The 19,833-nt window shown below is 54.8% G+C and carries 21 protein-coding genes; 11 read left to right on the top strand and 10 right to left on the bottom strand.

What is annotated here, in order from left to right; translation table 11 throughout:
- The first annotated feature begins 2 nt into the window (after positions 1-2).
- The 4 genes from M0R30_RS07540 to M0R30_RS07525 all read left to right on the top strand — a co-directional run bounded on the left by M0R30_RS07540 (position 3) and on the right by M0R30_RS07525 (position 4,059).
- Positions 3-1,334: a TldD/PmbA family protein gene (locus M0R30_RS07540; protein WP_292545481.1), complete on the top strand. Its 1,332-nt coding sequence runs from the start codon at positions 3-5 to the stop codon at positions 1,332-1,334.
- A complete protein-coding gene (locus tag M0R30_RS07535; protein ID WP_366513119.1) occupies positions 1,321-2,607 on the top strand; it encodes a TldD/PmbA family protein in 1,287 nt (428 codons plus the stop codon). The genes M0R30_RS07540 and M0R30_RS07535 overlap by 14 nt, the downstream gene beginning before the upstream one ends.
- Before the next feature lie 15 nt (positions 2,608-2,622).
- Positions 2,623-2,886, top strand: a complete 264-nt coding sequence (locus M0R30_RS07530; protein ID WP_292545478.1) for a pro-sigmaK processing inhibitor BofA family protein — start codon at positions 2,623-2,625, stop codon at positions 2,884-2,886.
- A gap of 231 nt (positions 2,887-3,117) precedes the next feature.
- Positions 3,118-4,059 carry a ketopantoate reductase family protein gene (locus M0R30_RS07525; RefSeq protein WP_292545476.1) on the top strand — a complete coding sequence of 314 codons (942 nt, stop codon included), beginning with the start codon at positions 3,118-3,120 and terminating at the stop codon, positions 4,057-4,059.
- 98 nt (positions 4,060-4,157) lie between these two features.
- On the opposite strand, the gene M0R30_RS07520 is transcribed toward M0R30_RS07525, so the two are convergent.
- A complete protein-coding gene (locus M0R30_RS07520) occupies positions 4,158-5,192 on the bottom strand; it encodes a 3-oxoacyl-[acyl-carrier-protein] synthase III C-terminal domain-containing protein (protein WP_292545474.1) in 1,035 nt (344 codons plus the stop codon).
- A gap of 148 nt (positions 5,193-5,340) precedes the next feature.
- Here M0R30_RS07520 and M0R30_RS07515 point away from each other — a divergent pair, with 148 nt between their 5' ends.
- Complete coding sequence (locus M0R30_RS07515) at positions 5,341-6,720, top strand: SpoIIE family protein phosphatase (RefSeq protein ID WP_292545472.1); 1,380 nt, start codon at positions 5,341-5,343, stop codon at positions 6,718-6,720.
- Positions 6,721-6,824: 104 nt separating this feature from the next.
- Here M0R30_RS07515 and M0R30_RS07510 read toward each other — a convergent pair whose 3' ends face one another.
- From M0R30_RS07510 to M0R30_RS07475, 8 genes are all read right to left on the bottom strand, one after another.
- On the bottom strand, positions 6,825-7,427 hold the full coding sequence (locus M0R30_RS07510; protein ID WP_292545470.1) for a MarR family transcriptional regulator: 603 nt from the start codon (positions 7,425-7,427) through the stop codon (positions 6,825-6,827).
- Between the two features lie 64 nt (positions 7,428-7,491).
- Positions 7,492-8,148, bottom strand: coding sequence for a hypothetical protein (locus tag M0R30_RS07505; RefSeq protein ID WP_292545468.1), 657 nt, complete (start codon positions 8,146-8,148; stop codon positions 7,492-7,494).
- Positions 8,149-8,252: 104 nt separating this feature from the next.
- Positions 8,253-8,765, bottom strand: coding sequence for a hypothetical protein (locus M0R30_RS07500; protein ID WP_292545466.1), 513 nt, complete (start codon positions 8,763-8,765; stop codon positions 8,253-8,255).
- 263 nt (positions 8,766-9,028) lie between these two features.
- Positions 9,029-9,532 (bottom strand): hypothetical protein, encoded by a 504-nt coding sequence (locus M0R30_RS07495; protein ID WP_292545464.1) that lies wholly within the window; start codon positions 9,530-9,532, stop codon positions 9,029-9,031.
- A 240-nt stretch (positions 9,533-9,772) separates the two neighbouring features.
- A complete protein-coding gene (locus M0R30_RS07490) occupies positions 9,773-10,165 on the bottom strand; it encodes a Zn-ribbon domain-containing OB-fold protein (RefSeq protein ID WP_292545462.1) in 393 nt (130 codons plus the stop codon).
- 1 nt (position 10,166) lies between these two features.
- Entirely contained in the window at positions 10,167-11,333 is a 1,167-nt protein-coding gene (locus M0R30_RS07485; protein ID WP_292545460.1) for a thiolase domain-containing protein, read from the bottom strand.
- Positions 11,330-12,379: a hydroxymethylglutaryl-CoA synthase gene (locus M0R30_RS07480; RefSeq protein WP_292545458.1), complete on the bottom strand. Its 1,050-nt coding sequence runs from the start codon at positions 12,377-12,379 to the stop codon at positions 11,330-11,332. The genes M0R30_RS07485 and M0R30_RS07480 overlap by 4 nt, the downstream gene beginning before the upstream one ends.
- Positions 12,373-13,083, bottom strand: coding sequence for a transcriptional regulator (locus M0R30_RS07475; RefSeq protein ID WP_292545456.1), 711 nt, complete (start codon positions 13,081-13,083; stop codon positions 12,373-12,375). The genes M0R30_RS07480 and M0R30_RS07475 overlap by 7 nt, the downstream gene beginning before the upstream one ends.
- A 124-nt stretch (positions 13,084-13,207) precedes the next feature.
- On the opposite strand from M0R30_RS07475, the gene M0R30_RS07470 reads away from it, so the two are divergent.
- The 3 genes from M0R30_RS07470 (at position 13,208) to M0R30_RS07460 (ending at position 15,902) form a co-directional block, all read left to right on the top strand.
- Entirely contained in the window at positions 13,208-13,873 is a 666-nt protein-coding gene (locus M0R30_RS07470; protein ID WP_292545453.1) for a DUF120 domain-containing protein, read from the top strand.
- Positions 13,870-14,550: a 3,4-dihydroxy-2-butanone-4-phosphate synthase gene (gene ribB, locus M0R30_RS07465; RefSeq protein ID WP_292545452.1), complete on the top strand. Its 681-nt coding sequence runs from the start codon at positions 13,870-13,872 to the stop codon at positions 14,548-14,550. Before M0R30_RS07470 ends, ribB begins: the two co-directional genes overlap by 4 nt.
- Before the next feature lie 167 nt (positions 14,551-14,717).
- Positions 14,718-15,902: a Xaa-Pro peptidase family protein gene (locus M0R30_RS07460; RefSeq protein ID WP_292545450.1), complete on the top strand. Its 1,185-nt coding sequence runs from the start codon at positions 14,718-14,720 to the stop codon at positions 15,900-15,902.
- Positions 15,903-15,997: 95 nt separating this feature from the next.
- On the opposite strand, the gene M0R30_RS07455 is transcribed toward M0R30_RS07460, so the two are convergent.
- Positions 15,998-16,846, bottom strand: coding sequence for a helix-turn-helix domain-containing protein (locus M0R30_RS07455; RefSeq protein WP_292545448.1), 849 nt, complete (start codon positions 16,844-16,846; stop codon positions 15,998-16,000).
- A 132-nt stretch (positions 16,847-16,978) separates the two neighbouring features.
- Here M0R30_RS07455 and M0R30_RS07450 point away from each other — a divergent pair, with 132 nt between their 5' ends.
- From M0R30_RS07450 to M0R30_RS07440, 3 genes are all read left to right on the top strand, one after another.
- Positions 16,979-18,238, top strand: coding sequence for a hypothetical protein (locus M0R30_RS07450; protein WP_292545447.1), 1,260 nt, complete (start codon positions 16,979-16,981; stop codon positions 18,236-18,238).
- A 10-nt stretch (positions 18,239-18,248) separates the two neighbouring features.
- Positions 18,249-18,914 carry an ABC transporter ATP-binding protein gene (locus M0R30_RS07445; protein WP_292545445.1) on the top strand — a complete coding sequence of 222 codons (666 nt, stop codon included), beginning with the start codon at positions 18,249-18,251 and terminating at the stop codon, positions 18,912-18,914.
- The coding region (locus M0R30_RS07440; RefSeq protein WP_292545443.1) for an ABC transporter permease at positions 18,911-19,833 on the top strand (923 nt) is incomplete at its 3' end. The genes M0R30_RS07445 and M0R30_RS07440, both read left to right, overlap by 4 nt.

The following is a 19,833-nucleotide window of genomic DNA, read 5'->3' as shown; positions in this document are numbered from 1 at the left end:
CAATGCACGGGATCTCCTACTATGACCTGCGGCACGTGACCGGTGAGATCACCCACATCGAGATCGACAATGCGGTCGTGGAATCCGCCGGGACTTCCCTTTTTAACAAGGCGATCCTCCGCGTCCTCGTCAAATCCGGCTGGGGCATCCTCCAGATCGACAATTATACGCCCTGTTCCGGTACGAAATTCGATGAACTCCTCGGGAGGGCCGCACGGCTTGCGGGTATCACCGAAGAGCATGTCGTGCTCGGGGATGCACCCCGGGGCACGCTCGCAGTACCGCAGCTGAAAGAGAACCCCCGGGATGTCAGCATCGAAGAGAAGTCCGCACTCCTTGCCGGTATCGAGAAGAGTGCCACCCGGCCCGGGATTGTGAACCGCCGGGCAAGTTATATCGAACGGATCGAACAGGTCCGGTTCTCCGACAGTTCCGGCAACGAGTACTCGTACGAGATGAACCGTTCCGGGTTCAACATCCTTGCGGTGGCGTCCCGGAACGGCAATGTCCAGATGGGATACGAGCGTGAGCACTCTATCAACGGGTTCAACCTCCGGCACCAGCAGAAATCCGGGACAAAGGCGGCGGAGATCGCCGTTGCTCTCCTGGATGCAACCCTTGCCAAAGGGGGTAAGATGCGGGCCGTGCTTGACCCGGAACTCGCGGGTGTCTTTGCCCACGAAGCGGTCGGCCATGCGAGCGAGGGTGACCTGATACAGGAAGGCAACTCTGTCCTGAGCGGGAAGACCGGTGAACGGATCGGGAACGAGACCTTAACGATTGTCGATGATCCAAGTATCCACGAGTTCGGGTTCGATCCGGTGGATGCCGAGGGTGTGGCAGTGGCCCGCACCGAGATCATCCGGAAAGGGGTGATCAATGCGTTCCTGCACAGCCGCGAATCTCTTGCAGCAGTGGGGAACGGCGTTGCCGGCCATGCCCGTGCAATGCCCGGCGAGCCCCCTCTTGTCCGGATGAGCAACACGTTCATCGAAGCAGGCGATTCGACCACGGACGAGATCTTTGCGGAATGCAAGAATGGGATCTTCCTCAAGGGTTCGCGGGGCGGGCAGGTGGACCCGGGACGGGGCATTTTCCAGTTCAATGCGGAATACGGGTATCTTGTGGAGAACGGAGAGTGTACGAAGATGGTCCGTGATGTATCCCTTTCCGGCGAGATCCTCACGACCCTTCACGGGATTATCCTGTGCGGAAATGACCGGATGATGAGCCCCGGGTATTGCGGGAAAGGCGGGCAGAGCGTACCGGTGAGCGACGGCGCTCCTCATATTCTCTTAAACGATGCGGTGGTGGGTGGCAGTGGCGTGGATTGAGCAGCTGATTAAGGAAGGCGGGAAGGCCGTTGACGAAGTCGAAGTCTACTTCGTGGAGGGCACCAGCGTCTCCGCCGACCTGAAACGGAAGAAACTGAGCCTTGCCACGATCTCGCAGGACTGCGGCCTTGGCATCCGGACGATCCACAAGGGACGGATCGGGTCGTCCAGCACCAACGATCCCGGCCGGTGGCGGGAATGCCTTGCCGCATCAGTGGCGAGCGGGAAACTGGCAACACCCCAGGAATGGGACGGGCTGCCCGGGCCGGTTCCGCTCGATATGACCCCGCTCTCGTTTGATCCCTCTATGGAGGTCGAACCAGACTCTGCCAAAAAGCTCCTCCAGGCAATGCTCGACGGTGCCACAAAGCATACGGCCGAGGTGACATCGGGATCAGCAACCCTCTCCTCCATGGAGGTAACCCTCGCCAATAGCCACGGGGTCCGCTATTCCGATCGGAACACGTCGGTATCGGTCTCCCTTGAAGCGATCCACGGGCAGTCAACCGGGTACGAGTTCGACCAGTCATGGACTCTCGATCGCATTGACCCCGAAAACGTGGGGGAGCGTGCCACCTTCTTTGCCAGTGAATCCGCGGATGGAAAGGATATCCCGTACGGGGAATACGATGTCCTCCTCTCCCCCCTTGCCTATGCAGAGCTGCTCGGCAATGTCTTTGTCCCTGCCCTGAGCGGGCGGAACGTCCATGCCGGGCGTTCCCGGCTGGCCACGTCCCTCTCGGAACGGGTTGCCGACCCGATGATCTCGATGTACGACGACCCGCTCCTTCCCGGGGCTGACGGGAGTGTCCGGTGGGATGCGGAAGGGTCCCCGACCAGGAGGATTGATTTCATCCGCGACGGTATCCTGTGCGCCTTCGCGTACGACCTCAAGACTGCATCACGGTACGGGAAGAAGAGCACGGCAAGCGCAGTCCGGGGCGGGTTTGGCGGATCACCGGCAATCGGGCATCACAATTTTGTTGTGGACGGGAAACGGGAAACCGTGGATGACGACCGTGTCGTATACGTGCACAACGTGGTTGGCGCTCATACGGCGAACCCGATGAGCGGGGAATTCTCGGTTGAACTCTCCAACGCGTTCTGGGTGGAGAACGGGGAGTTCCAGGAACCGATCCGGAGTGCGATGCTCTCGGGCAATGTCTTCGATCTCCATCACGCCATCTCGGGACTGAGCCCCGCGTCCCGTGCGATCGGGTCGCTTATCCTCCCGTCAGTAAAAATAAATAAACAGCGTATCATTGGTAAATAGGTAAAAGGTAAAACCATGACCAACCTTCTCGTTGCCATAATCCTTGTCATTGCCATCGTTGCTATTGTCTGGTTCCTGGTGAAACAACTCTCGGTCCTTTTAGTAAACGCGGTGCTGGGCCTGATCTGCCTCTTTCTCATCAATTTCCTCCATATCATGGAGTGGATGGGAAAATCCGATCTCGGCTATGGCCTTACCACCCTTCTTATCTGTGCCATCGGGGGACTGCCCGGCGTCCTGATCCTCATGCTGCTCAGTATCCTTGGGATTAGTATCTGAAAAAAAGGGACATCATTTTTAAAAAGATTCCACCTGTTATTATCTTCAGCAACTATAACGACCCGGGATTTTATCGCGTCTCTGCCTCAGTGACCAGACAGATCAATTATTACGTAATGGTTTCCCCCTCATAGATCATCCCCTGCTGATGCACCGGTCGGCTCCTGAGACAACGGCCTTTCTTCATGATCCCTTAAGGTTGATTACCAATGAGACACGATAGTTCAGAATATGAAGCGCCCGGTCAGGATACTTGTTCTTGGTGCCGGAGCGGTTGGACTTCCGCTGGCAGCCAGACTGTCCCGTGTCGCAGAAGTTGTTGCGGTAACAAGGGAGAGTTATGCCCGTGCGATATCCCAGAAGGGGCTCGAGATCTGTGGCGCATGGGGTATTGAGTTCGACAGGTTCACCTGCGTCAGCGAGCTGACGGGAGAAGCGGATTTTGATTATATTCTGATCACGTCGAAATCACAGGATACCGGGGGCCTCTGCCGGCAATACAAAGACCTGATTCGTGCCAGTGAAGTTGCAAGTTTCCAGAATGGCATCGGGAATGAAGAGACGATCTCCGGTTATTCTGATCGTGTCATCGGTGGCGTTGTCCTGACCGGATTTGTCCGTGAAGGGGACCGGGAGATCCGTGTCACGGCCAATGCAGGACCCATGCAGATCGGCCGGTTCCCGGAAGGGCATGATGCAGCGGTCCAGCGCCTTGCGGATATCATGACCCGGGCGGGAATTCCCGTTGAAACTTCAGATCACATCAAGGGGAATCTCTGGTCAAAAAACCTGATCAACTGTTCATTGAACCCCCTTAGTGCCATTACGGGTGTCACCTATGGGGAACTGAAGGAGCCCAACAGCTGGCATATCATCGAACAACTGGTCAGGGAGACCTACACGGTTGTCCAGAGCGATGGGATCAGCCTCCTGTGGGGCGATCCGGAAACATTTCTTGAGTACCTGTATGACTCCCTGATTCCCGTTATGGCCGGGCACACCTCATCCATGTCGCAGGATATTTCACACGGGCATAAGACCGAGATCGATTATCTGAACGGTGCGGTTGTCACGTCCGGCAGACGACTCGGGGTTGCAACACCCTATAATGCCTGCGTATCCGACCTTATCCGGTTCAAGGAGTCTTTTAAAAAGGCAACGCCCGCCCCATAAATGACATCTTCCGGAATGGGGCGGGTTGCGATGAATTGAGGAAATGAGAATCAGGTTTTTCCGGAGTACGGGGAGAGATCCGCGTGATTTCCGGATCTTTACCGGAATTTCAGCACGGTTGCCGCCCAGGTAAAACCGATTCCACTGCCCGCAAGCACAACAAGGTCCCCCGGCCTGATCCTGCCCTCCTCTTGTGCCAGTGCCAGGCAGAACAGGGTATCTGCCGGGCCCATGTGCCCATATTCCCTCATCGTTCTCATGGTCTGGGCTTCCGAAAGCCTGAGTTCTCCCAACAGACCATCCGTGATACTCTTCTTCACCTGGTTTGTAAAGATATGATTGATATCCTGCACTGAATATCCGCTCTTCTCAAGCGCGTCATGGATTACTGTTACGTAGTTTTTCAGGTAGGTGTGGGAGAATATGCCGTCAAGGGCCTTTGGATCCGTAACGCGAAGATAACAATCCTCGCGGTGGGAGCCTGCCACGGCCAGGGGAATCCGGGTCCCGCCACAGGGGACTTTCACGTAATCCACCAGGGACCCGTCGGATATGCTTGCATAGGAGAGCAGCTGGTTTTCCGGATGGTCCTTTTTCAGGACGGCCGCAACCGCCCCATCGGCAAAGGTGAACGAAGAGACCGCGGTCGGGTCGGTATAATTGACCGCAAGGGAGAGTTTGTCGCTGCACACCACGAGGGCGTATTTCTTCTCAGGATCACCTAAGAGGAGCTCTTTGCAGATGGGCAGTCCCAGGTTCCCCCCGTTACAGCCATTGCGTATCTCGAAAGTGGAAGCACGGGATGCCCCTATGCCGGCCTGGATCTTTGCAGACGGGGACCAGAAATTATAATCATAGAAACCAAGACCCCCGAACACAATGATGTCGATCTCATCTGCAGCGATCCCGGCTTTTTTGATTGCCCGCCTGGCCGCGGTCACCCCCATCTCAGCAGGGTGTTCATCCGGGTCTGCAACATGTTTTCTCTCAACGCCAATCTTTGCGGAAAAGACAGATTCGTCAATACCTGACCATTGTGCCATGTCATGGCTGGTTACCGTGTTTTTCGGGATATAGTATCCAATCCCCGATATCCCAACGGTTATCTCCCCGGAACGGTGTGAAGATACCATATCTGTCTCCTCAAAAATCCCTGACCGACAGTGTACGCGGTGATCTGCCTTAATGATTCGTTGGATGTGCCGTTTTAAACCTTTTATCCCGGGAGGTACGGGTTTTTTACAAAATTCTATCTAGGTAGGATGCGAATTTTACGGTAGCATGGAAACCAATATCGTCCAGAGCATTATCACCCTCTTCCAGATGATCTGCGTGATCATCGTTTTTGCCTATCTTTTTACCCGGAGCCGCGTTTTCCAGGAAATTCTTGGAAAGAAGCCATCTTTTACAACCAAGAGCCTCCTTGTCGTCATCTTTGGCCTGCTGTCGGTGTACGGGACGATCAGCGGTGTCACTCTCTATGGGGCTGTACTCAATGTCCGGGACTTAGGTCCGTTCATTGCCGGCCTCTGCTGCGGCCCCTGGGTTGGTATCGGGGCCGGCATTATCGGGGGACTCTATCGCTGTGCCGGCGGTGGCCCGTATATGTATACCGGCCTGATCGCCCCGATCCTTGCCGGATTCATCGGGGGAATCATGTACCTCGCCAACAAACGCGATCTTGTGCCGACATGGGTTGCCGTCGTGCTCATTGCCCTGGTGGAATCCCTCGTCTCCCTGATAGCTATGCTTGTGGCAACGCCGGCATCCCAGTTCGTTACCATTCTCACCGTGGTTGCCATCCCCATGGTCATCACCAATATCGTTGCGGTGTTCATCTTCTCGACGATTATCCAGAACCTGATCAGTGAACGAAAGACGAGGCTCGAGAAGGAGAAACTGGAGACCGAGATGGCCCGGAAGAATGCCGAACTCCAGATCGCTGCAGAGATCCAGAGAAATTTCCTTCCTGAAACGCTTCCAAAGACAGAGGGGTTCGATATCGCTGCAAAAAGTATTCCGGCAAAAGAGGTGGGCGGGGACTTTTTCGATGTGATACCGCTTGAAGTGATGCCCATCAGTTCTTCCCGGACCGGGATCATGATTGCCGATGTCTCCGGTAAAGGAGTACCCGCAGCACTTTTCATGGCCTTATCAAGGATCGTTGTCAGGGTCACCGCAATGTGGTTCAGGAAACCTTCGGAGGTAATCTCCTTTGCAAATCCCATCATCGCAAACAATTCAAAAACCGGCATGTTTGTCACCCTGTTTTACGGTGTCATTGACAAGGATACCCGGACGCTTACCTATGTGAATGCCGGGCACAACCCTCCGATCGTGTTACGGAAGAAGACCGGGGAGATCGAGGAGCTCACGCTCACCGGAATGGCAGTCGGGGCGCTGGAGGATGCAACCTATTCGCAGCAGGAGATCCCGCTCGCTCCCGGGGATGTCATGGTGTTATATACCGATGGCATCACTGAAGCAGTAAATGACCGGGAAGAGATGTATGATCTTCCCCGGCTCATCGAGACCATCCGGAACAACAGCAATTCCTCATCGAAGGAACTTGCGGATGAGATTATCAGCTCCGTATTCGCGTTCAGCGGCACAACGCCTCAGTTTGATGATATCACCCTGATGGTCGTCAAGGCCGGCTGATGCAATAAGCGGGCGGCCGGATCGCATGCCATGTGAATGGTTGAAAATTAAAAAAAAATCATTCCACCGGTACGAACTTCGTTCCATAGTGGATAATGCGGCATTTATCCGTGATGGTCATTATCACTCAAAGCGTTCCAGTGAACCTCAGGTTTCACCATCTTACTCATGCCGTTATCATAACGGAAGATGAGCTTGCGGTCTTCGAGGTTCTGCAATGTCCTTGAGAGCGTGGACTTGGGTATGCCGGTCCGTGCGGAGAGATCCGCCTGGTTCATCTCGCCGTGGTTCATGAGTGCTTCCATGACGGATCTCTCGTTGCCTTTCAACAGGTTCAGCACAATACCGGGGCTTTCACCAGGGACAGGGCCCGGGCCCGGTTCAGTGGTTTGGCCGGGGGAAGTATCGGGACTTTGTCGGATTTCCGGTACCGGCTCCCCGTTCTGGAGAGAGATTATCGCTGCGTCATCCGGTGGCCGGGAATATATCCGGAAAAGAACCATCGTACCGATGCCCAGCAGGAATGCCGTGATGGCAATGATACTACAATCCAGCAGGGTGTATATGCCGGGAATACTTGTTACCGCCGGATCGCCGCCGCTGAATACCACGCTGACGGTCAGGGGGCGGAGGAACGTCAGGGCAAGAAGAAAGACCGATGCTGTAAATATGCCCATGGCGAGCGCGGCTTTTTTATTCAGGTGCATTGTATCGGTTATCCGGTAATATTAAAATAGATTTTTTAGAAGAATAACTTTCAGGTTTTTGTTGTCACTCTCTCACAGGGATTGGAGGGCTCACGCGCACGACATTTTCCTTGTCGAGATCGACATGGACGATGAACGTCGTCTCGTTCCTTGCCGTAGTCGTATTGACGGTCGTGAAGACGATGGAAACGCCGGTCCCGCGCAGAGGAATCTCTTCGGAATTTTTCACCTGGATACGATTGAGCGGCTGAATATCTACGTTATACATCCCGGCTCCAATGATATCCTGGACCCGTGCATCTGCAAGGGCAATTTTTTCTGCCTGTTTTCGTTGTTCAGCGGTTAAGGCCCCGGTTATTGTTTCAGGATCATTCCTGTCGATTAGCAGTAGCATCCCCAGTTTTCCACCGGGAGACGATACCAGTGCCGCGCTCTGGTTATAGGCGACGGTTTTTAATTTTATACTGGTCCTGCTGGCATTAGACCAGTTGTTTGATACAACGGGCCGGGGATAGGTCTCATTTTCTGTTGTTGTCTTTGGAATAATTTCCGATCCATTTTCTGAAGGGGGATCTGAGGCATGTGTCAATTGCGTGTTCTGGACCAGCCAGAGGTCTTCTGTCCGCCCGCTCACACCGTCAACAAGAAATGCAATGGCGAACGCAAATATTAGTCCTGTCAGGATTAACACTCCTGTTACTGCAATAAATTTCTGTTCCATCTGATTTCTCCATTGTTTGTAATCAGCATATACATCTCCGAATAAAGGAATTATGATGGGTGATACGCACCCTCATATTCCTTCAGTGGGCAGTTCCCGTGCGTTCAGGTCATGGTGTAGTATACCGTTGCAGGGTTTGAATCCGGGTTCACGATTGCATATGTCCACTGGCTGCTCGTGTAGGGAACAGATCTTGAAAAAGTTCCCGATCCTCCGGTCTTCCACTCCACGTAATCCCAAGATGGATTGGCCCTATCATAGATGCCTAGAAAAACGCCTTGGTTCGTGGGAGTCCACGTAGCAGAAACACTCACCATGTCTCCGGCATTCCATGAGAAAGGACCCCAGAGATCGGCATATCCGGGAGCTACGGATCCGGATCCACCTTTTGAGGCAGGACTGTGAATAACGCCGATCTTAATACGATCGGGACTTGGTACAGGATCGGGATCTGCCATTGCAATGTTGTCTCCAATTGGTGTCTCATTGTCCACTTTGATAGTTATCTTTTTGATAATCTGCCCATCGCTCATTCCTGCGGTGTCCAGGGCGCTTGCGACCCCGGTCATCAGCAGCGCGATAATCAATATCGCTGCTGCAATTCCTATTCGTTTCATGCTTTTTCACTCCTCGATGTCCAGCATTTTATACTGAACACCATATACTGCATTGAATGGAACGCCATGAGAATATCACGTGGAACGTAGCGTCTCAAAAAAATGGAACGGTTGTTCCGGAATCCTGAACATCATTAATATATCCCGAGTCTATCATGTTTTTCCGGGACCTGATAGGATCTTTCGTTAAAAACAACCTCTCTTAAAAAGAATTGTAAAGATCAACTGATCTCAGATAAGAGATACCTAATGTGGACATGTCATCAGGGGATGAGTGGTGATGAGTTGTTAACTGAACCAATCATTATGACCTCATACTCGTTCTTGTGGTTTTCACCGAACTCCGGCTCAACACGGATGGTGTACTTATGAACCCCGGTCCAATTGGTGGTCAGGAATTGAGATCCGGAATTATCATCCGTCCCGTTTGTTCCATTTAGTGTTTCGTTTGCCTTGTGGACTATTGTCTTTACCCTGACAACCTGCCCGTCACTTGTCATCAATGTATCAGGGCCGTTGGCCTTGAGCCATATATATTTTTCATGCGTTTCATTCGCGGATCCGATATCCGTCTCATTGGTTATGTTGTAGAACTTCGTACGGATAATTTGTCCATCACTCGTCATCATCGTGATACCGGGGCCGATGCCCCTGATCAATATTGTTTTTTCCTGCGTTTCATTCGAGGTCAGGGCGCTTACAACCCCGGTTATCAGCAGCGCAACAATAAGTATCGCTACCGTTGCAGTCACTCCAATCTTTTCCATGTTTTCATGCTCCTTGATGTTCGGCTTTTTTACCGACACCTCATGTCCATGTGATGAAACACCATGAGAATTTCATGTGGAATGCATTGTTCCGAAAAATGGAACTCTTGTTCCGGATACCTGAACATCTTTTAAAGTATCCCGGTAGTATCCCGTTGCTGATCCTGATGGGTGACCGATCTGCCTGATAATTACCATTGGTAAGGTGCGATTCCTGGTTTGGAAAACTTATGAAAAAAATTACTCCCCCGGCACAAACTTCGTGCCATAGTGGATGATACCGCTCTCGCCATCAGTCGCGATCTTGCGGAACACGCTTTTTACCCGCATTCCGATCTTCGCCTCTTTCGGGTCGCAGATGATCTGGGTGGTCATCTGGGGTCCCTCGTCAAGCTTGATGATGGCAAGCACGTACGGCCCGGGGGAAGAGAAATGGTCCGGTTCGGTCTGGATCACCGTGTAGGTGACGATCGTTCCGAAGCCTGCGAATTTGTGGACCGCGATCTTGCCGTTACGACGGCAGTCGGGGCAGAAGGTCCGAGGGGGGAAGAAGTGCCGGCCGCAGGTTGTGCATTTTGTGCCCTCCAGGTTGTACCGCTGGGGGATCTTTCTCCAGAATCGTGCAACGGTCATCTTATACCCTCCCGAGGATGTGCACGGCAACGGTGGCACCGGTGCCGCCTACGTTGTGGGTCATGCCGATCTTCGCGTTCTCGACCTGCCGCCTGCCCGCGTCGCCACGGAGCTGCTGGACGATCTCGCACACCTGCTTGATGCCGGTTGCGCCGACCGGGTGGCCGCAGGCCTTGAGGCCGCCGCTCGTGTTGACCGGGATCTTGCCGCCGATTGCGGTTTCGCCGTCAGCGGTGAACTTGCCGGCCGTTCCTTTCCTGCAGAACCCGAGGTCCTCGATCGCACAGATCTCGGCGATCGAGAAGCAGTCGTGCACTTCCACCATGTTGATGTCCTTGTTGGTGAGTTTTGCCATCTTGAATGCCCTCTGCCCGGCGGCAACGGATGCATCCAGTGTAGAGATATCGCGCCGGTCGTGAAGGGCGATAGTGTCGCTTGCCTGTGCTGTTGCCAGCACCTTGATCGGCGTGTCCGTGAACTCACGTGCCCGATCGAGCGGTGCAACGATGACCGCGGCCGCGCCATCGGTGATGGGCGAGCAGTCGAAGAGCCGGAGGGGCTCTGCAACCATCGTGGACTTCAGGACGGTGTCCAGCGTGATCTCCTGCGGGAACTGGGCAATGGGATTGCGGGCACCGTTGTAATGGTTCTTGACCGCTACCTGTGCCAGCTGCTCGCGGGTCATGTGGTACTTGTGCATGTAATCGGTTGCGATCATCGCGTAGAGACCGGGGAATGTCGCACCGACAAACCCTTCCCACTCGCGGTCCGCTGCGCCGGTCAGGGCGTCGGTACTCGCGCCGGGCTCGACATCGGTCATCTTCTCGACGCCCGCTGCAACGACAATGTCTTCCATGCCGCTCGCGACCGCGATGACGGCCTGCCGGAAGGCAAGGCCGCCGGATGCGCAGGCCGCTTCGACTCGGGTAGCGGGAATGTGGCGTGTTGCCATGCCCGCGTAGTCCGCGATGAGGGCGCCGATGTGCTCCTGCTCGATGAACCGGCCGGCGCTCATGTTACCGACGTACATGGCATCGATCTTCTCTCCCGAGAGTTTCGCGTCCTCAAGGGCAAGTGCCCCTGCCTCCACGAAAAGGTCGCGGAACGACCTGTTCCAGTGCTCTCCGAACCTGGTGCACCCGATACCTATGACTGCTACGTCTCTCATACCTGCATCACCAGTTTCCCCTTGTGTTTCGCGTATTTTGCATAGTCCAGGTAGATGGGGTCCTGTAAAAGTTTCTCAACGGATGGCGCTGCACCGCGGTTGATCTTGTCCTTGATCGCGTCGGTTACCGTGATGTCGAAGGCATCGCTGCCGGCACCGGAGCCGAACGAGCAGACAAAGATCGTATCGCCCGGCTTTGCAATGTCGAGCGTTGCGGCAAGGCCGATCGGGGATGCGCCCGAGTAGGTGTTGCCGAGGCGCGGGACCGCGAGGCCCGGCGTGATCTGTTCCTTTGTGAAGCCGAGGTCCTTTGCCACCTTCTGGGGGAACTTCGCGTTGGGCTGGTGGAAGACCGCATAGGTGAAGTCCTTCGGGCTCTTCCCGGTCTGCTCCAGGAGCAGGTTGCTTGCGCCCTTGACGTGCTTGAAGTAGCCGGGGTCCCCGGTGAACCGGCCGCCGTGGCGGGGATAGTTCTGCCCCTCGCGGCGCCAGAAGTCGGGCGTGTCCGTGGTGAACGAGCAGGTGTGGTTGATGGTCGCAATCGGGTCATCGTTCCCGATGATGTAGGCCGCCCCGCCTGCTGCTGCGGTGTATTCGAGCGCATCGCCCGGTGCACCCTGCGAGACATCGGAGCCGATGGCCAGCCCGTACTTGATCATCCCGCTTTTGACAAGGCCCATACAGACCTGCATCCCGGCCGTGCCTGCCTTGCAGGCAAACTCGAGGTCGGCAGCGGTCATGTTCGGCGTTGCGCCGATGGCTTCGCCCACGGTACATGCGGTTGGTTTCACCGCATAGGGATGAGACTCGCTACCCACGTACACAGCGCCGATATCGGCTGGGTCGACCGCCCGGCGGCGCAGGGCATTGCGTGCTGCTTCAACGGCGATGGTTGCCGCGTCCTCGTCCATGTCTGGCACGGACTTCTCAAAAACGCCCAGGCCCCCGGTAATATCAGATGCGTTTGCACCCCAGACCCGGGCAATCTCCTCGACCTTGATACGGTATCTCGGTATGTATACACCGTACGTAATGATGCCTACCATTCTTTCTCCCTCAGGGTACTCACGATTTTGTTTACATCCATGCTCGTGCAGAAGACAGTGATGCGGTCCTTCTCCGCCATCTTTGCCACGATGGGGTGGACGTCAGGGGCATCGATCCCCTGCAGCACCACGCACCGCGGCTTGAACGGCGTGACGCGGATCGCGACCATCGGTGATTTGCCGGTCGAGACGTTGGTGAAGACCAGCGCCCGCTCGGTGCTCCAGCCGTAAATGCGGTTGAACTCATCGGATGAGAGCTGCATGATCGCGTTGAGGCTGTTGACCACCGTGTAGCCGAAGATGACCTGGTCCATCGAGCCGCAGAGCAGCGAGCAGCCGATCGCCTCGGAAAAATCCTTTAAACCGACCGGTGCTTCGTACTCGTGAAGGGCGTAGATCACGTCATCCTCGACATTCGAAAAGAGCATGGTTGAAAATTTCTGGATGTGTTTACCGCCGGCCTCCTCGTCAATGGCAAGGAGCGTGTCGACAATCTTGCCGACAACGGCAGTGCCGGGACTTTTCCGCCTGCCACCCTCGTAATCGCTGATGACTGACGGGGAGACGCCAAGGCGGTCCGAGAGGACGCCCGGTGCGATCTCAAAGTTCACGCGCCATTTCTTCAGCGCATGCCCCGGTGAGTCCGACAGCGTAATTTCACCTGCCATCTTCTCGGCAAGCTGGTTCCGCAATCCGGATTTCATGCTCATAACCAAGGAGCCCTAGTGTTATATAATTAACGAACGTAGATTCGACACAAAACGAACCCCGACGAGGGATTGCATGAAGAGCAACCCATAAATAAGAAGCATCTCAATTCTGATAAGCATGATAGCAGCAGAGGATCTCCAGTGTCTCAAGGCGCTTGCGGTACGGGGCGGGTGCCGCGGCCCGATCTTTGTTTCCACCCAGAGCATCGGTGAAATGCTCGCGATCAGCCAGCAGACTGCGTCGCGCCGGCTCAAGAGTCTCGAGACGGCAGGATACATCACCCGGACCCTCTCAGCGGATGGCCAGCACGTGACGGTGACAAAACCCGGTGAAGAGGTACTGCGGAAAGAGTACCAAGAATACAGCCGGATCTTCTCGGAAGGCGGGAATGCCTACCAGCTGAGCGGTGCGGTGGTCAGCGGCATTGGCGAGGGCAAATATTACATGAGCCTCGGGCCGTACAAGGAACAGTTCGCTGCCTGCCTCGGCTTCGAGCCGTACCCGGGCACGCTCAATATCAAACTCGCCCCCTCCAGCGTAACGATCAGGAAGAAGATCGACGCGCTCGACTGGACCCGGATCAAGGGCTTCTCCACGGATGGCCGGACGTTTGGCGACGCCCGGTGCATCGCGTGCCGGATCGGCACGATCAAGTGCGGCATTGTTGTGCCCGGCAGGACGCACTACCCCGACGACCTTATCGAAGTGATCGCTCCCATCGCCCTCCGGCGGAAACTCGGTGTCGAGGACAATGACAGCATTAATGTCGAGGTGGGGCAGTGATCGACGACGCCCTTGCGGCACTCCGGGACGGGAAGTTCATCCTGCTCTATGACTTCGATGACCGCGAGGGTGAGACCGACTTTGCGATCCGGTCCGATGCCGTTACCCCAAAGGATATTGTCCGGATGAGGAAAGACGGTGGTGGCCTCATCTGCACGGCTGTCCACCCGGTTGCTGCGCAGAAGCTCGGTCTCCCGTTTGCGAGCGACGCCCTCCGGGCGATTGCCGTTGCAGAACGGGAAGGTGACATCCCGTACGACCGGAAGAACCACTCCTCGTTCTCGCTCTGGGTGAACCACCGGAACACCTTCACCGGCATCACCGACCGTGACCGGTCACTGACCGTGAACGCGATCGCCGAGCAGGTGAAGCGTGCCCTCAATGGCGGCAACGTGAACTTCCACGAGACGTTCAGGACGCCGGGCCACATGGCGCTCCTCCGGGCTGCAGATGGTCTCCTCGATGTCCGGAAGGGACAGACCGAGCTCTCGATTGCCATGGCCGAGATGGCCGGCATCACCCCCTCGGTCACGATCTGCGAGATGCTGGACGACGAGTCCGGCTATGCTCTCTCGAAAGAGGACGCGAAACTCTATGCCCGCAAGCACAAGCTCGTCTTTATCGAAGGCAACGAAGTACTTGAACGGTGGGACGAAGAGAAGAGCCAACGAAAATAGAATGAAAAATTTGTTTCCTTTTCTTTTTTTATACCAGTTTAACTGAATATCCCTCACTTCTTTCCCTGTATTCTCCGGATGACCTGTTCGCGGATCCGAACCTCACATCTTTGGCGTAACAGCGCATGCCATCAATTTTATCATTCCTTCCATTCCATGATAATGACATGAAAGTCCCGCTCACCGAACTCGAAGACCGGCTGGAGCGCTTCCGGGCACGGATGGATGCAAAGCAGCCCGGCTGGGAGCTTGCGGCCATCACTGGCAAGATCCCCCTTTACTACTTCACGGGCACGATGCAGGATGGCCTGCTGCTCATCCCGCAAGACGGCGATGTGGTATTCTGGGTGCGGCAGAGTTTCGAGCGGGCAGTCGATGAGTCACTCTTTCCGGAGATCCGGAGGATGCGGAGTTACCGGGACGTGGCAGCAGCGATGGGCACCCTGCCCTCGACAGTCTATCTTGAGACCGACCTTATGTCAATCGCCCAGCTCCAGCGGCTCCGGAAGTACCTGCCGTTCTCCGATATCCGGTCCGTTGACGAGCAGGTATCCGCAGTCCGGGCAAAGAAGAGCCCGTACGAACTTGCGCTGATGGAGCGGGCCGGAGAGATCCACCGTCACGTGCTCGAAGACCTTGTGCCCGGCATGCTTGTCGAGGGGATCGATGAGGCGGCCCTTACCTGCAACCTCTTCTCAGTCATGGTGAAAGAAGGCCACCAGGGTATCATCCGTTTCGGGATGTTCAATGAGATGCTCCTCGGCCAGATCGGGTTTGGCACCAGTTCGATCTGCCCCACCTGCGTGAATACACCCGGCGGCATCTACGGGATGCACCCCTCGTCCCCCCAGATGGGCAGCCCGGACCGGAACCTTAAGAAAGGTGACCTCGTCGTCATTGATATCGGGTGCGGGTACAAGGGGTACCAGACCGACAAGACCCAGTCGTACATGTTCGGCCTGCCGATTCCGGACGCCGCGATCCGGGAGCACGAGCGATGCGTGACAATCCAGGATGCCATGGCATCGCAGCTCAAACCCGGTGCTATCCCCTCGGATATCTACCGAAACATCATGGCCGGCCTTGAACCGGAATTCCTCCCCAACTTCATGGGCTTTGGCAACCACAAGGTGAAGTTCCTCGGCCACGGGATCGGGCTCTGGATCGACGAGACTCCTGTCATTGCCGAGGGATTCGATGAGCCCCTTGAGGAAGGGATGGTCTTTGCCCTCGAGCCCAAGAAAGGGATACCGGATATCGGGCTGGTCGGGATCGAGAATACATTTGTCGTGACCCCGCAGGGTGGGCGGTCGCTGACAGGAAAGAGCAAAGGACTAATCGAGGTTTACTGATTCACAAAAGTGATTTTCTCTACCACCCATAGGGCAGAGAGCATTATGTTCCAGAAGGCAGTACTCTGATCTTTCCCGTTTTTTTCCGATTATTATCACTGCTCCTTTTTGTGAAGAGGTAAGGGAAAAGGCAATTCCTCCCCCGCGGCAAACCGTTTCCAGTTGAGCTGACTGAACATTTTCATCTGGAGTATAGCGCCTTTATTCCTGGTATTGAGGACCGAAGCACTGCCGGAAATAAACGGCGGAACCATGATGAGTTCCTCGTCATCAATGATCAGTTCAAGGATATTTTCTACGCTCATCAGCTTGTTGAGTTCTTCAAATTCCGGTGGAGCAAATGGTGGCGGGACTTTGAATTGTTCTGTAGAGATGACATGGATGTCCGTGTTTTTTCCCGGAAACAATTCCTTCAGTTTTCCCTTGAGATTAGGATCATCCGAGATCACCATGAGGTGCAACGAAACATTTCTGATCTTATTATTCTCAATAAACGGAAGGTAGCGTTCCCCGATCATACAGTTGATCTGACGTTTCGCTTTACCGAAGAGTTCACGGATTTTATACTCGATGTTGGCATCCCCGTAGATGGTCCAGAGGGCATCCTCCTTCTCCGTGCGTACCTTCCCTTTCTCCAGCGTTCTGAGTGCCGCAAGTGCCTGATCTGCAGCTTTTTTGTGTTTGTCCATGAGGAGGTCGATGGCCATTTCGGGAGAGATGGCACTGTACCGGGCCGGTTTTGAGATTCTCTTCACGGCAAGTCCCCTCTCTGCAAGACGATCCAGTGCCTCGTACACGCTCGGCTTGGAAATAGAGAGAAAATCGATGATCTCCTTTGCCTCCGCGTTGTCGTACAGCACCAGCGCGGCATAGACACTCGCTTCATAGTTGGATAACCCGAGATCGTTGAGCGATTTTATGAGGTCAGAGGGGATGCTCTCCATACTGATAGATGCTCTTTTGGTTGTTAAAAATTTTACTACTTTTTCAGAATCTTTTAATAGATGTAAGTTTAACTTTACATTTCAAGTAGTAAAAAAAATTACTACAACTCAACGATTGAATTGAGGAAAACCATGTTTGGAATCAGACAATGCAAACACAATGTGCAGGTTACGGAACAAACCGGCAGAATCTATGATCCTGTTGTCCCGGCCTCCGAAAACACCGGTCTCTGGTCAGGGATCCTGCTCGTACTCGGAATATTCCTGGCGGCGTGTATCCTTACCGGATCTGCCAGTGCCTATAGTAGCCCGGAATCCACTGCCGCTGCCGGCAAGGTATATGTATCCAGTGTCAGCATCGATCCCGAAGTTTTTTTCACGGGGGAGACCGGCACCGCAACATTCTATGTATCCAACGGGAATGCGAATCAGAGTATCTCAATCAACCATGCAACGTTTGGTGACAAGGATATCCGGCTGACGAGCGGAACGTATGACACATCAGCCAATATCGGGCCGCTCCAGACGCGGACGTTTGTCTTCTCCATTGCAACCGATGCAAATGAAGGAACGTATTATCCATCTTTCTCGTTAAGCCTCCGCGATGCATCGGATAACTTGTATTACATCATGCCGGTCAAGGTGGAGAACACTCCCCTCGTGCTGACGATCGTGGATGAGCCCGACACCTTCACGCAGGACAAGAAAGATTCGATCACCGTGCAGATTGCCAATCCCCGGGAAAATGACGTGAAGAATGTCATCCTCGAGGTATCCGGAGACGGAATCACGGCAAATCCCTCGAAGATATACCTCGGGAACCTTGCATCCGGAACCGCTGTAAACCGGACCGTTTCGATAACTCCCGGCAAGGAGTCTCTTGTCAATATCTCCGTGAACTACGATAATGGGGACAATCCTCACATATCCACTGTTGACCTGCCGGTTACTTTTGGCGAGAACAAGAAACAGGCCGATCCCAAGATGAACAACATCGTGATAAAACAGGAAGGCACGGTCTATCACATAACCGGGGATGTCACCAATGCCGGTCTTGAAACTGCCAATGCAGTGACAATCTCATCGCTGTCTCCCGCAACCGCAGAGGATCCCTACAAAAACTATGTTGTCGGTGTACTCAAGCCGGATGATTTCGGGAGTTTTGAAGTGACATTCTCCGCTGATGGCAAAACAAGCGTTCCGCTCCAGCTGTCCTACAAGGATACCGATGGCAACGTAATTACTTCACAACAGACGGTTAATCTTGCAACTGCCATCTCATCCGGGCAGAGTGCCGCCCAGCCGTCACTGCTCCCCCTCATCGCTGTAATCCTCGTAATAGCGCTTGCAGCCGGTGGGTACCTCTACATGAAGAGAAAGAAGAACCAGTGAGGCGGCAGCCATGGAACCGGTAATACAGTTTGAAGACGTGGTGAAGGTCTACCCGCTCAAGTCGGGGGATGTCACTGCTCTCAACCACATTTCATTTGCCGTGGACCTGGGGGAGTTTATCTCCATCATGGGGCCATCGGGCTCGGGGAAGTCCACCCTGCTCACCCTTATGGGATGCCTTGACAAGCCCACCTCAGGGAGTATCTCCATGAGCGGGATACCGATACGGGATATGTCCGATGTGGAACTGACAAGTCTCCGCAGGGACCGGATCGGGTTCATCTTCCAGTATTTCAACCTCTTCCCACTCCTGAATATCATCGAGAACGTCAGTTTTCCCCAGATGCTCAAGGGAGGCGTAAATGTGGAGAAGGCAAAAGAAGTGCTCCGGGCGGTCCAGCTGGACGAACATCTCTATACGCACACCCCCCTGGAACTCTCTGGTGGCCAGCAGCAGCGGGTCGCAGTTGCCCGTTCCCTCATCAACGACCCGGATATCCTTCTGTGCGATGAACCGACGGGAAATCTCGATTCAAAGACCGGGGCGAGTATCATGGAACTCATGACACAACTCAATAAAAAAGGTGCTACGATCATCGTTGTGACCCACGACCCCAATGTTGCCAATTATACGAACCGGACCATACGGATCATAGACGGGAGAATTGCGGCATGACCGCAATTTTCTGGGAGATCGCCAAGCGGAATATCCGCCTTCACATGCTCCGCTCAACCCTCGCGATGCTCGGGATCGTGATCGGTGTCGTTGCCATTGCGTCCATGGGGATCCTGGGCAACAGCATGGTCGCCTCGGTCTCCGAGAGCCTCAACTCTGTCGGTGACAGCGTGATCGTAAGCCCGTACTCCGGTGCGAGCGAGGGCGGACCGGGCGGAGGAGCACCGGGCGGCAGTACCCAGGACCAGTACATCTCTGACTCGAACTACCAGAAGATCAAGCAGGCGGTTGCCCCGAACATTGCCATCCCGGTACACCAGACGTCGCAGCGCATGAGCGTGGGTGTGGGCAGTGATGACATCGTGGCAACCATCTATGGGGTGGACCCGCAGCGTATCCCTGATTTCAACCTGGTCCTCACGGCCGGGGATTACAACAACGGGAACTCCGGGTGCCTCGTGGGATCCGAGTTTGCCGAGGATAATAATATCCGGGTCGGATCGCGGATCACCATCGGTGCAGATGGAGAGTACGGTACGCTCCGCGTCACCGGGATCATCGAGGAACGGGGTATGAGCTTTGATCTCAGTACGGACAATGCCCTTGTCGTGACCCAGGACTGGTATGAGTCCAACTTCGGGGATATCGATCAGTACGATCAGGTCGTCGTCAAGGTGAAAGAAGGGCAGGACACGGCCGAAGTCAAGAAGATCATCGAGAAGCAGCTGAATCGCAGGGACAAGATCGTCAGCGTAACGGACAGCAAGGCGACGCTCGACTCGCTCTACGAGACGTTTGGTACCATCACAACCTTCGTTACCGCAATAGGCGGGATATCCATGATCGTTGCCGGGGTCTCGATCTTCAACATCATGATGATGTCCGTGAACGAGCGGATCAAGGAGATCGGTATCATGCG

Origin of the sequence: Methanoregula sp. (genome assembly GCF_023227875.1) — an archaeon.
In the GTDB taxonomy this organism is placed as follows: Archaea; Halobacteriota; Methanomicrobia; order Methanomicrobiales; family Methanospirillaceae; genus Methanoregula.
This window is presented reverse-complemented; position numbering and strand designations above follow the sequence as displayed.